This window comes from Paracoccaceae bacterium (assembly GCA_012103375.1).
Lineage (GTDB): Bacteria > Pseudomonadota > Alphaproteobacteria > Rhodobacterales > Rhodobacteraceae > WLWX01.
Genome location: WLWX01000001.1, coordinates 3,560,055 through 3,572,375, shown reverse-complemented (window position 1 = coordinate 3,572,375; position 12,321 = coordinate 3,560,055). Strand labels below are relative to the sequence as shown.

Sequence of the window (12,321 nt, the reverse complement as noted above, 5' to 3'; positions counted from 1 at the left end):
AAGGGGAGCCCCAAAATGACAATCAGAATCGGCAATGCCCCCTGTTCCTGGGGCGTGGAATTCGCAAATGATCCACGCAATCCAGACTGGAGAACCGTGTTAAAACAGAACGCCGAGGCCGGGTACAAAGGGATCGAGCTTGGGCCTGTTGGCTTCATGCCCGAAGACCCGCCGCAAGTGGCCGAGGCGCTGGCCGAAAACGGGCTGACCCTGATTGGCGGCGTCGTGTTCCGCCCGTTCCACGAGCCGGACGCCTGGGATGACGTGCTCGACGGGTCCGTGCGCACTTGCGAGGCGCTGACCGCCCATGGCGCGCAGCATCTGGTGCTGATCGATTCGATCTCGCCACGCCGTGCGCCCACCGCCGGGCGCGCCGCCGAGGCTGAACAGATGGACGCCGATGAATGGGCCGCCTATCGCGACCGGATCGCCCATGTGGCACGCATGGGGGCCGAGGATTACGGGTTGACGGTGGGCATGCACGCCCACGCCGGCGGCTTCATCGACTTTGAGCCTGAGTTAGAGCGCCTGCTGGACGAGGTGCCAGAAGAGCATCTGAAAATCTGTTTTGACACCGGCCACCATTCTTATGCCGGGTTCGACCCCGTCGCCTTCATGCAACGCCACATCGGGCGCATCAGCTATATGCATTTCAAGGACATTGATCCTGTGGTGAAAGCCGATGTGATTGAAAAGCGCACCGGCTTTTACGACGCCTGCGGTCAGGGGATTTTCTGCAACCTGGGCGATGGCGATGTTGATTTCCCCGCCGTGCGCCAGATGCTGTTGGATGCGGGGTTCGAGGGTTGGTGCACGGTCGAGCAGGACTGCGACCCGCTTGGCCACACCTCGCCCGTCGATGACGCGCGGGCAAATCGCGAATACCTCCAGTCGATCGGATTCTGAAAAATGGCAAAACTGAACTGGGGCATGATCGGTGGTGGCAAAGGCAGCCAAATCGGCCCGGCGCACCGTCTGGGAAGCGGGTTGGACGGCGACTTCGGCTTCGTCGCCGGTGCGTTGGGCCACAACCCGGACGCAGGCCGCGCCTATTCGCAATCGCTGGGCATCGCGCCGGACCGTGCCTATGGCGATTGGCGCGAGATGCTGGCCGGTGAAAGCGCGCGGGACGACCGGATCGATCTGGTCACCGTGGCGACGCCCAACGCCACGCATTTCGAGATTACGCGCGAATTCCTTGCCGCCGGGTTCAACGTGCTGTGTGAAAAGCCGATGACCATGACGGTGGACGAGGGCGAAGAGATTGTGCGCATCGCGCAGCAATCGGGTCGAATCTGCGCCGTAAACTATGGCTATACCGGCTATTCACTGGTCCGCCACATGCGCGCCATGGTCGCGCGGGGCGATCTTGGCGCGGTGCGTGTCGTCGTCGCCGAATTCGCCCATGGCCACCACGCCGATGCGGCGGACGCGGATAATCCGCGCGTCCGCTGGCGCTACGATCCGGCGCAGGCGGGAGTCTCGGCGCAATTCGCGGACTGCGGCATTCACGCGCTGCACATGGCGAGTTTCGTGACCGGGCAGGAGGTTGCGAAGCTCAGCGCCGACTTCGCCAGCACGATCCCAAGCCGCACGCTGGAAGACGACGCGATGGTGAATTTCCGCATGGACGGCGGTGCTGTCGGACGCCTGTGGACCTCATCCGTCGCAGTTGGGCGCATGCACGGGCTGACGATCCAGGTCTTCGGCGAAAAGGGCGGGCTGCGCTGGGCGCAGGAACAGCCCAATCAGCTGATCTGGACCCCGACTGGCGGGCGCAACCAGATCATCGAACGTGGCGAGGCAGGCTTGTCCCCCGAAGCCGACCGATCAAGCCGGGTGACCATCGGCCACGCCGAGGGGATGCCGCTGGCCTTCGCCAACATCTACACTGACCTGGCCGAGGCGATCCGCGCCCAGAAAGACGGGCGCGCGCCTGATCCGGCGGCAGACCTGTACCCGCGTGCCGAAGATGGCCTGCGATCCATGGCTGCGGTGCATCAGGCCGTGGCCTCGGCGCGGGACGGCGGTGCCTGGGTTGATGCGCGCCCGCCGATGTTCCGGGACTGACCGACAGTTAGCCGCCAGACACCTCGGCCGCGATCGCCGCCCGGCTTTTGCGTGCCCGTTCGGTCGCGGACTTCAGCTGGCCGCAGGCGGCCATGATATCCTCGCCCCGCGGCGTGCGGATCGGGCTGGCGTATCCGGCCTTGTAGATGATGTCGGCGAAGGCACGGATGCGGTTGTTGGAAGACCGCTCGTAAGGTGCGCCGGGCCATTCGTTGAACGGGATCAGGTTGATCTTGGCCGGGATGCCCTTGATCAGCTGGATCAAACGGCGGGCATCTTCGTCACTGTCGTTCACGTCCTTCAGCATCACGTACTCAAAGGTGATCCGTTCGGAATTCGACAGCTTGGGATAGGCGCGCAGCGCGTCCAACAGCGCCTCGATATTCCATTTCTTGTTGATCGGGACCAGCTTGTCGCGAATCTCATCCGTGGTGCCGTGAAAACTGACGGCCAGCAGGCAGCCGATCTCGGTCGCTGTACGCGCAATTTCGGGCACGACACCCGAAGTCGACAGAGTGATCCGGCGACGGGACAGGCTGATGCCTTCCGGGTCCATCGCGATTTTCATCGCGTCACGCACGGCTTCGAAATTATACAGCGGTTCCCCCATGCCCATCAGAACGATGTTGGACAGCAGCCGGGTTTCATCATGCGGATTGTGGCCCGGCTCGGGCCATTCGCCCAGATCGTCGCGCGCCAGCATCACCTGGCCGATGATCTCTCCGGCGGTCAGGTTGCGCACAAGTTTTTGCGTGCCGGTGTGGCAGAATGAACAGGTCAGCGTGCAGCCGACCTGGGACGAGACGCACAGCGTCCCGCGCCCCTCTTCGGGGATGTAAACCGTCTCAACCTCGTGCCCGCCCGCGATCCGCACCAGATACTTGCGGGTGCCATCGTCGCTGATCTGGCGGGTGACCACTTCGGGAAGTTCGATCACAAACCGTTCGGCCAGATCGGCACGGTATCCCTTGGCAAGATTCGTCATCGCGTCAAAGTCACGCACGCCCTTCTGATAGAGCCACTGCCAGATTTGCCCAACACGCATCTTTGCCTGTTTTTCGGGCGTGCCAGCCTCAACCAGAACATCGCGCAATTGGTCACGGGTCAGGCCAATCAGATTGACCGGACCATCAACAGCCTTGCGCGGAATGGTCATCACGTCCTGGGTAATGGGCGTTGCGGGGGTCATGTCGGGCTCAGTCCATCAAACTTGGGATGCAGGGCATATAGCACCGAGGGGCGCAGATAAACACCTGCGCCCCCTCGTCAAAATATCGAAATATGGTTTATCCGGCGCAGCGCTTGGCGGCTTCGTCTTCGGCAGCGGTGAATCCCAGCAAGCTGAAAGTGTCCTTCGTCACCGTGCCACGCGCGGAACGACCGGTCAGAACAGCCTGCGCGCCGCGCTTCATGGCCGCGACGATCTTGGCATCTTCTTCTGCCGATCCCGGCCAGGCCCATTCGCCTTCAGTGAACATCTGGAAGGTCGCACCGCCGATTTCCATCGTGACGTTCGATCCGCTGGCAAAGGGGTAGCCGCCGGTAAAGCTCAGCTCTCCGGTGACGTCGCTGCCGGGGCGGTAGGTGACGAACAACAGGATGTCGCCGCGACGCACCGCCACGACACGGCCATCGCGGCTGTTCACGGTTTCCTTGGGGCTGGACACACTCCAGCACTCCTTGGGTTCTTCTTCGACAAAAACGCTCCAGTCTGTCCGCTGGGCGACTTGGTTGTCCGACTCCTGCGCAATGGCGGGTGCGGTGCCCAGCATCAAAGCGCCAGTCAGTCCAATAATGGTGTTACGGATCATCGATACAGCCTCCGGACTGTCATTTGCCTCTTGGTCGGTCTCCAACGTCCCTGTCTGGCAGAGGTCGCTTGCCCGCACCGGCCTGTTTACCCTAGATCGGGTTTTTAGGGGATGACAACCACTTGGAAAAGCCCCGTTCTTGGAAAATCGGCGATAGCGAGGGCTTTACAGTGGCACAAGCCGAAACTTTGGTCGAAGTCTGGCGCGGGCCAATCCTGGAATCCATTCATGCAGGGCATGTGGCTGTGGTCGATGAAACCGGCGAAACCGTGGCTGAGTGGGGCGATCCAACCACCACGATCCTGCCCCGATCTTCCTGCAAGATGGTGCAGGCGTTGCCGCTTGTGACCTCGGGCGCGGCGGATGCCGCCGGTCTTTCACCCCAGCGGCTGGCCCTGGCCTGTTCGTCCCACAATGGTGCGCCACTGCATGTCGATCACGTCCGTTCCTGGCTAAGCGATTTATCGCTGAGTGAGCGTGATCTGCGCTGCGGGTCCGAGCCATCGCGCGACAAAGACCTGCGCCACGCGATGATCCGCGACCAGATTGTGCCAGATCAGACGCATAACAACTGTTCCGGCAAGCACACCGGATTCCTGACCCTGACGCGGCATCTGAAAGCGGGCCCCGGGTATCTTGCGCTGGATCACCCGGTTCAGCAGGCCACGCTTGAGGCGTTCGAGGCCGCGACCAGCGAAACCAGCCCCGGGCACGGCATCGACGGCTGCTCGGCCCCGAATTTTGCCTGCACCCTGACAGGTCTGGCCCGCGCCATGGCGGGGTTTGCGTCCGCTGGCGGGGGCGACACACTCTCTGATGCCAAGATGCGGTTGCGCCAGGCGATGATGGCCCACCCCGATCTGGTAGCGGGTGAAGGGCGCGCCTGCACCAAACTGATGCGTGCCTGCGCGGGTCGTGCCGCGATCAAGACCGGGGCCGAAGGGGTTTTCATCGCGATTCTGCCAGAACGGAAGTTGGGGATCGCGATCAAGATCGCCGATGGGGCGACGCGCGCGGCGGAAACGGCGATTACCGCATTGTTGGTGAAATTCGGAGCGCTTGACCCCGTGAATCCGGTTGCTGAAGGGCTGTTGAATGTGCCCGTCACAAACCGCCGGGGCATCGTCACCGGGCATATTCGCCCGGCGCAGACCTTGATTTAAGGTCTGCGCCGGCGCGGGATCACATTTCGACCGCTTCGGCCACTTCGACCGAGCCGCCAGCGTCGATGATCGGGCAGCCCTTGGCCATCTCGCAGGCGCTTTCGATGGTGTCGGCATTCACCAGTGTGTACCCCGAGATCGGGTTCGAGCCGCCATCGTCCGCCACACCAGCCGCGCTGACGGTTTTCGACATGCCTGCCGGGTTGCCGCCGTCCGCGATGGCAGAGCCTAACCCCTCCATCCAGGCGCCCCAAGCGGCCATGACTTTCTGACCTTCCTCTGGTGTCTCTGGCAATGCGCCGCCGTGATAGGCAAAAATATACTTTGGCATCGTGTCTTTCCCTTTCGGTTATCCGGCCAGGGCCGCCGCGATCTTGCGAAGCGACGAGGTCCAGCCTTCGGTGTGCCGCCCTGCCTGGTCTTCGTCGGCAAGGCCGCGGTGATCCACGATCAGACGTGCACCGCCGGGGTGCGCCTGAACCGTGAAGGTGACATGGCTTTCGGGGCCACGGTCGTCTGCATCGTCGTGCCAGGCCCAGGTCAGCCCGACAGACTTTGGTGGATCCACATGGGTGACCTGCCCAGTCACCTTGTAGCGCTGTCCATCGGTGCCGATCATCGTCGATCGCCAAGGTCCGGTGCGGGTGAAATCCAGCTGAAGATCGTCAAGCGTTACGTTTTCCGGCCCCCACCAGCTGGCCAGCCCCTCCGGTGTACTGACCGCCGCGAACAATTTTTCCGGGGTGACCGCGAAGTCACGCTCTAACGTTACATCTGCCATGGTCAGGTCCACCCGCTGTTGTTTAGTATCTTTTCCAGCCGGTCGAGGCTGGCCTCCCAGAATGCCCGATGAGAGCCTGTCCAGGCGGAAATCGCCCTCAGCGGTTCCGGTTCGGCCCGGTAATAGCGCCGCGTCCCCTCAACCCGCTGGGCCACGATCCCGGCGTTACGCAGAACCTTCAGATGGCGCGACACCGCCGGGGCAGACAGGTCCGTCGCGGCGGCAAGATCACCGGCGGGCAGCTCACCTTCGTCCAACAAACGCTCGACAATTGCGAAGCGCGTGGCATCCGACAGGGCCGCAAAGGTTTCGGGAAGCGATGGCATCTCGGCTCCGTTGATTCCGCATTTAGTTAATTAACACATATGCGAATTAGAGAGTCAACGGGGCCAGGGCCACCCTCATGCCAGCTGCTGAAATTCCGCCCTGGAATAGCCTTGCAGATACAGCAGCGCGGTCAGGTCACCGTGATCAATGCGGATTGCCGCCTGTTCTGCCACGACCGGCTTGGCATGCAGCGCAACCCCTGCCCCGGCGGCTTGCAGCATCCCCAGATCATTCGCGCCGTCGCCCACGGCCATTGCCTGATCGGGCGATATGCCAAGGCGCTGACAGATCTCGGCCAGGGCCGCCACCTTTGCGTCGCGCCCCAGAATCGGTCGCGCGACATCCCCGGTCAGCTTGCCATCGGAATGCAGGAGTGTGTTCGCGCGATCCTCATCAAAGCCCAATTGCCTGGCGACCGCTTCGGTAAACGCCGTGAACCCACCCGATACCAAAGCCGCGTGACCGCCATTGGCCTTCATCGTTGCCACCAGCGACGCGCCGCCCGGCGCCATGGTGATGCGCTGATCCAGCACCCGGTCGATGACCAACAGTTCGAGGCCTTTCAGCAACCCGACCCGTTCGATCAATGCCGCTTCGAAGTCCAGTTCTCCGTTCATGGCCCGCGCCGTGATCGCCGCGACACGTTCCCCGAACCCAGCCTCGGCTGCCAGTTCGTCGATACATTCCTGCCCGATCATCGTGCTGTCCATATCGGCCAGCAAAAGACGCTTCTTTCGACCCTGTTTCGGCTGGATTGCCAGATCAACGCCCATCGCCAGAAGGCCGATATGTGTCGTCGCAAACGTATCCGGACGCAGCGGCACGTCAAACTCCGCCGCTTCATCGGGGGCCAGCCAGATCGCATCCCCCCACCCCAGGCATTGCGCAGGTTCTCAACCAATGCCGGATCAAGCGTTGGCGATTTCGGGTCGACCAGAAGAGTGACTGTGAACATTCTTACTTCATTCTTCGCTTTTGTCTGCGTCGACGGCGAAACGCTTTTAGAAACTTTTCGCGGTCTTCGAGTGTCAGAAACCGCGCGTCTTGCCCGCGCCCCTTGGCACGGCTCTCTAGTATTTCGGTATCTGTCGGAATCCGCCACGCGTCCGAAGGGCTTATCAGATCTTTCTCGATCAAGCCGATCCGAAGCCGTGCGAAATCAAGGGTAGTGAGTGCGACGTTGACGGCGCGTTCCTCGGGCCAATGCATCACATCAATGGCATCCAGATACACCACCGGGTTCGCCAAGAAACAGTCGAGGTGGTTGCGGATCAGGTCAGGCACGTCATGCCGTCTTTGGATCACGACAAGCCGGGCTGCGTCCGGCAAGGCAAGTGCGGCGATGTGCAGGGCCGTTCCTTCAGCGGCGATCACCTCGGTCGCCTCGGAATAGAGGTCAAACTGATCGCGCAGGCTCATCGATTCCGGAACGATAATTTCATACCCTGCCTGCGCGAGATTTTCTTCAAGGATATCCTCACAAACATGCCGGCCAACCAAAGGCGATAACCGTCCGCGCGTAATATACAGCTTCCGCGAACCAATCTTCCCTGCGTTAGGATTTGCGCGCCTCCTGATCCATTGTACCACTTCGGGCGCAGCTTGCCCCTGCAACGCACTGCTGAATCCGTCGGGGCCGACATGCAGACACTCGACGCGGGCAGGCACCGTCACCAGCCTACAACGCCGATCCAACCCGAGAGTCGTCAACAATTGGCTTAGAAACGGATGCTCGGGGGGGTCGTAAAGATGCGGCACGAACAGCAGGCCGACGCTCTGGGGCAAGTGATCCGTCATCCACAACCGTCCGAGGGCGTTTAAGATGATATGCCCGGTTTTCCTTGGAAGCACCCCGGCAAACAGCCACTCTCCGGGGATGTCCTTGGCCGCTACGGTCGATTGCTTGAACACGTCCGGCGTTGCCTGCGACGTCAGTTTGTGAAGGTTCAGATGCGCGTGCGGTATCGGTGCGCCCGATGCGTCGAACAGACCGGCATCCCAGACACCATTCGTCTTTTTGTCGCGCTTCAGCGGTGCAATGAATGCCGGTTTGTAAGTCGCGGCCGCATCTGCGTCAAAATCGTCGGGGTTCGGTGTCATCATTCCCAATCGTTTCGCCTTTACCTGCCCATGTCAATTTCGTTCAGGGCAGGTTTGTCTACCCCTAAATCAGGCTTTCTGATCCGAGGTCTTTTCGCGAGAACGCCAACCACTATTGTTCTTTCGCCAGGCTTCTCATAAACGCGTCTGTGGGACACCCCTCCCCAACGAGGGGCATATATCTGTGAGGATATCCAGTGATGGACACGAAAACTTCGGCCCTGCGGCCGACACCTAAACCTGTGGCAAATCCGACGAATCCGCGTTTTTCGTCAGGCCCCTGCGCCAAACCCCCGACATGGACATTAGACAAACTCGGCCATGCCTGGCTGGGTCGGTCGCATCGTGCGGCGGGTGGCAAGGCCAAACTGGCCGAGGCTATCGACGCCACGCGCGCGATGTTGGGCATCCCCGATGACTATCGCATTGGCATCGTGCCCGCCTCGGACACCGGCGCGGTCGAGATGGCGATGTGGAACCTGCTGGGCGCGCGCCCGGTGACCATGCTGGCGTGGGAAAGTTTCGGCGCCGGGTGGGTCACGGATGTGGCCAAACAATTGAAGCTGGATGCGACGGTGGTCGAGGCGGGATACGGCGAACTGCCGGATCTTGGCGCCGTCAACCCGGATCATGATGTGGTCTTCACCTATAACGGCACCACCTCGGGCGTGCGGGTTCCAGATGCGGATTGGATCGCGCCAGACCGCGCGGGCCTGACGATCTGTGATGCCACCAGCGCCGCATTTGCGATGGAATTACAGTGGGATAAGCTGGATGTCACAACGTTCAGCTGGCAAAAAGTACTCGGCGGAGAAGCGGCGCATGGGATGATCGTCCTCAGCCCCCGCGCCGTTGAACGCCTCGAAAACCACACGCCGCCCTGGCCGCTGCCGAAGATTTTCCGGCTGACCAAAGGCGGAAAACTGATTGAAGGTATTTTCCGGGGCGAGACGATCAACACGCCGTCCATGCTGGCGGTTGAGGATTACCTCGTCTCGCTCGACTGGGCACGCTCGGTTGGTGGGTTGGCGGGTTTGATTGGCCGCGCCACGGCCAATGCAGCGGCGGTTCAGGCCTTCGTTGACCGCCACGATTGGATCGAAAACCTTGCCTCTGATCCGGCGACCAGGTCGACCACCTCGGTCTGCCTCAGGTTTACCGATTCGCGGATTTCTGACGGGGCCAGCTTCGCCAAATCGGTTGCCAAGCGGCTGGCGGATGAAGTCGTGGCCTTTGACATCGGCGGCTATCGCGATGCGCCGCCAGGCTTGCGCATCTGGTGCGGCGGTACGGTCGAGGCCAGCGATATCGAAGCCCTGATGCCGTGGATCGGCTGGGCGTTCGAAGCTGAAATCGCGGCGCAGGAAAACGCCGCCTGATCCCCATTTTTTTGGTGTCTGCAATGCGTCGGCAAAGCGTCGGCAAAACGTATGGCACCCTGCTTGAAGGAATAAACTCATGACGACCGCGCCAAAAGTTCTTGTCTCTGACAAACTCTCTGAAACCGCTGTGCAGATCTTCCGGGATCGCGGCATTGACGTCACCTTTGATCCGACGCTCGGCAAGGACAAAGAAAAACTGCTGGGTGTCATCGGCGATTATGACGGGCTTGCCATCCGCTCGTCCACCAAAGTCACCGAAAAGCTTCTCAAGGCCGCGACAAACCTCAGGGTTATCGGGCGTGCCGGGATCGGGGTCGACAATGTTGAGATTCCGGCCGCCTCGAAGAAAGGGGTGATCGTGATGAACACGCCGTTCGGCAATTCGATCACCACGGCGGAACACGCGATTTCGATGATGATGGCGGTGGCGCGGCAAATTCCCGAGGCCAATGCCAGCACCCACGCAGGCAAGTGGGAAAAGTCACGCTTCATGGGGGTCGAGCTGACGGCAAAAACCCTGGGTGTGATCGGGGCCGGGAATATCGGCGCGATTGTCTGCGACCGCGCGCTGGGGCTGAAGATGAAAGTCATCGCCTATGATCCGTTCCTGAGCGAGGAACGCGCCGCCAAGCTGGGTGTGCGCAAGGTTGAACTGGACGAATTGCTGGCGAAGTCCGACTTCATCACGATGCATGTGCCGCTGACCGACAAAACCCGCAACATCCTGTCGGCCGAGGCGATCGCAAAGCTGAAACCCGGTGTGCGGATCGTGAATTGCGCCCGCGGCGGCCTGGTGGATGAGGGCGCCTTGGCGGAAGCGCTGAAAGACGGTCGTGTCGCGGGCGCCGCCTTTGACGTCTTTGCCGAGGAACCCGCAACCGCCAGCCCGCTGTTCAACCTGCCAAACGTCGTCGTCACCCCGCATCTGGGCGCGGCGACAACCGAGGCGCAGGAAAACGTCGCCCTGCAAGTGGCCGAACAGATGTCGGATTACCTGCTGACCGGCGCGGTTCAGAACGCGCTCAACATGCCATCGGTCACGGCAGAGGAAGCCGCCGTGATGGGCCCGTGGCTAAAGCTTGCCGGGCATCTGGGGGCCTTTGTTGGCCAGATGACGGATGAACCGGTCAAGGCGATCAACATCCTTTATGATGGCATCGTTGCGGGGATGAATACCGCGGCGCTGAACGCATCTTCGGTCGCGGGGCTGATGCGGGTGACCAACCCGGACGTCAACATGGTCTCGGCCCCCGTCATCGCGCGGGATCGCGGCATTGATTGTTCCACCACGACGCAGGAAAAGACCGGAGTTTTCGATGGTTATATCAAGCTGACCGTGCGCACGGCGATGCGCGAGCGTTCAATCGCGGGAACGGTGTTTTCAGACGGCAAGCCGCGTTTCATCCAGATCAAGGGCATCAATATCGACGCAGAGATCGGGCAGCATATGCTGTATACCACCAACCAGGACGTGCCGGGGATCATCGGAACATTGGGACAGACGATGGGTGAGAATGGCGTGAACATCGCCAACTTCACCCTTGGGCGGGCGGATCGCGGGACCGAGGCGATCGCACTGCTGTATGTGGACGATCCGATCCCGGAGCCGGTGCTGGGCAAGTTGCGCGCAACGGGGATGTTCCAGTCGGTGACCCCGCTGGAATTCGACGTCGCGTGACGGACCGCATTTATGCCCTCGGCGACATTCACGGCCAGCTTGACCAGTTCCACAACGCGCACCGGCTGATCGCTGAGGACCGGGCGCGGGTTGGGGATCTGGCGGCGCAGGTTGTCCATGTGGGCGACCTGACCGACAGGGGGCCAGATTCGCGCGGGGTGCTGGAGGCGCTGATTGCCGGGCAGGCGGCGGGCAAGCCTTGGGTGGTTCTGAAAGGCAATCACGACCGGCTGTTCTATCGCTTTATGGATGACCCGACGTGGCATGACCCGGCGATCAAATCCGGGCTGCACTGGCTGAACCAGCGCCTGGGTGGGGCGACGACGCTGGCGTCTTATGGCGTTTCTGGCGCGGTAGAGGATGATGCCGAAGCCGTTCACCGGCGCGCTGTGGACGCGGTGATCCCGGATCATCTGGCATACCTCAGGGCGTTGCCGCTGACGCACCGGTTTGGCGACCTGTTCTTCGCCCATGCTGGTATCCGCCCTGGCGTGGCGCTGTCCGATCAGGTCGAGGATGATCTGGTCTGGATCCGCAACAACTTTGTCGATGACACGCGGGACCACGGGGTGTTGGTTGTGCATGGCCATACGGTGATCGAGGCGCCGACGCATTACGGCAACCGGGTCAATCTGGACGGCGGCGCGGCCTATGGCCGCCCATTGGTCCCGGCAGTGTTCGAAGGCCGGCAGGTTTGGACGCTGACGGACGAGGGGCGGGTTCCGCTGCGCCCTGCCTAGGTGCGCTGAATTACGGCGAAAACCACAATCAGGACGAACATCGCGATGGTCAGTCCGACCAGTTGCAGCCGGTGATGGCGGACCCGGCGATCACGCCACCAGTTGGCCCAGGCATGCACGGCCCATCCCGGGCCGGGGAGTAGTTTCCCGCTGAGGCGTCGTGCCCGCCCTGAGATATCGAACAGGGTTCGGAATGCCACGAAGGCCCAGGCGGCGAAAACCAGACCCTGAATCACCAGTATGACGGCGGAAGAACCACTCATCCTGCA

At 61.7% G+C, this 12,321-nt stretch carries 13 protein-coding genes and 1 pseudogene; 6 read left to right on the top strand and 8 right to left on the bottom strand.

Features of this window, described 5'->3' with window-relative positions; translation table 11 throughout:
* The first annotated feature begins 15 nt into the window (after nt 1-15).
* The gene (locus tag GKR99_18260) at nt 16-906 is read left to right on the top strand and encodes a TIM barrel protein (GenBank protein ID NKB29390.1); all 891 of its coding nucleotides are present in this window, start codon (nt 16-18) and stop codon (nt 904-906) included.
* 3 nt (nt 907-909) lie between these two features.
* Nucleotides 910-2,070 (top strand): gfo/Idh/MocA family oxidoreductase, encoded by a 1,161-nt coding sequence (locus tag GKR99_18255; protein NKB29389.1) that lies wholly within the window; start codon nt 910-912, stop codon nt 2,068-2,070.
* A gap of 7 nt (nt 2,071-2,077) precedes the next feature.
* On the opposite strand, the gene rlmN is transcribed toward GKR99_18255, so the two are convergent.
* Both rlmN and GKR99_18245 read right to left on the bottom strand, forming a co-directional pair.
* Nucleotides 2,078-3,259, bottom strand: coding sequence for a 23S rRNA (adenine(2503)-C(2))-methyltransferase RlmN (rlmN, locus tag GKR99_18250; protein ID NKB29388.1), 1,182 nt, complete (start codon nt 3,257-3,259; stop codon nt 2,078-2,080).
* A gap of 97 nt (nt 3,260-3,356) precedes the next feature.
* The gene (locus GKR99_18245) at nt 3,357-3,881 is read right to left on the bottom strand and encodes a hypothetical protein (GenBank protein ID NKB29387.1); all 525 of its coding nucleotides are present in this window, start codon (nt 3,879-3,881) and stop codon (nt 3,357-3,359) included.
* A gap of 170 nt (nt 3,882-4,051) precedes the next feature.
* Between GKR99_18245 and GKR99_18240 the strand changes: the two genes are divergently transcribed.
* On the top strand, nt 4,052-5,044 hold the full coding sequence (locus tag GKR99_18240; GenBank protein NKB29386.1) for an asparaginase: 993 nt from the start codon (nt 4,052-4,054) through the stop codon (nt 5,042-5,044).
* Nucleotides 5,045-5,063: 19 nt separating this feature from the next.
* Here the strand turns inward: GKR99_18240 and GKR99_18235 are convergent, their stop codons facing one another.
* The 5 genes and pseudogenes from GKR99_18235 to GKR99_18215 all read right to left on the bottom strand — a co-directional run bounded on the left by GKR99_18235 (nt 5,064) and on the right by GKR99_18215 (nt 8,255).
* A complete protein-coding gene (locus GKR99_18235; GenBank protein ID NKB29385.1) occupies nt 5,064-5,375 on the bottom strand; it encodes a hypothetical protein in 312 nt (103 codons plus the stop codon).
* Nucleotides 5,376-5,393: 18 nt separating this feature from the next.
* Complete coding sequence (locus GKR99_18230; protein NKB29384.1) at nt 5,394-5,825, bottom strand: SRPBCC domain-containing protein; 432 nt, start codon at nt 5,823-5,825, stop codon at nt 5,394-5,396.
* Between the two features lie 2 nt (nt 5,826-5,827).
* A complete protein-coding gene (locus GKR99_18225; GenBank protein ID NKB29383.1) occupies nt 5,828-6,151 on the bottom strand; it encodes a metalloregulator ArsR/SmtB family transcription factor in 324 nt (107 codons plus the stop codon).
* 75 nt (nt 6,152-6,226) lie between these two features.
* Nucleotides 6,227-7,107, bottom strand: a pseudogene (gene serB, locus GKR99_18220) (phosphoserine phosphatase SerB).
* A gap of 2 nt (nt 7,108-7,109) precedes the next feature.
* Nucleotides 7,110-8,255, bottom strand: coding sequence for a DUF563 domain-containing protein (locus GKR99_18215; GenBank protein ID NKB29382.1), 1,146 nt, complete (start codon nt 8,253-8,255; stop codon nt 7,110-7,112).
* Between the two features lie 197 nt (nt 8,256-8,452).
* Between GKR99_18215 and GKR99_18210 the strand changes: the two genes are divergently transcribed.
* From GKR99_18210 to GKR99_18200, 3 genes are all read left to right on the top strand, one after another.
* Nucleotides 8,453-9,631: a phosphoserine transaminase gene (locus GKR99_18210; GenBank protein ID NKB29381.1), complete on the top strand. Its 1,179-nt coding sequence runs from the start codon at nt 8,453-8,455 to the stop codon at nt 9,629-9,631.
* A gap of 79 nt (nt 9,632-9,710) precedes the next feature.
* A complete protein-coding gene (locus GKR99_18205; protein NKB29380.1) occupies nt 9,711-11,312 on the top strand; it encodes a phosphoglycerate dehydrogenase in 1,602 nt (533 codons plus the stop codon).
* A complete protein-coding gene (locus GKR99_18200; protein ID NKB29379.1) occupies nt 11,309-12,052 on the top strand; it encodes a serine/threonine protein phosphatase in 744 nt (247 codons plus the stop codon). Before GKR99_18205 ends, GKR99_18200 begins: the two co-directional genes overlap by 4 nt.
* Here the strand turns inward: GKR99_18200 and GKR99_18195 are convergent.
* Entirely contained in the window at nt 12,049-12,315 is a 267-nt protein-coding gene (locus GKR99_18195) for a hypothetical protein (GenBank protein ID NKB29378.1), read from the bottom strand. The genes GKR99_18200 and GKR99_18195 overlap by 4 nt on opposite strands.
* Nucleotides 12,316-12,321: the final 6 nt, after the last annotated feature.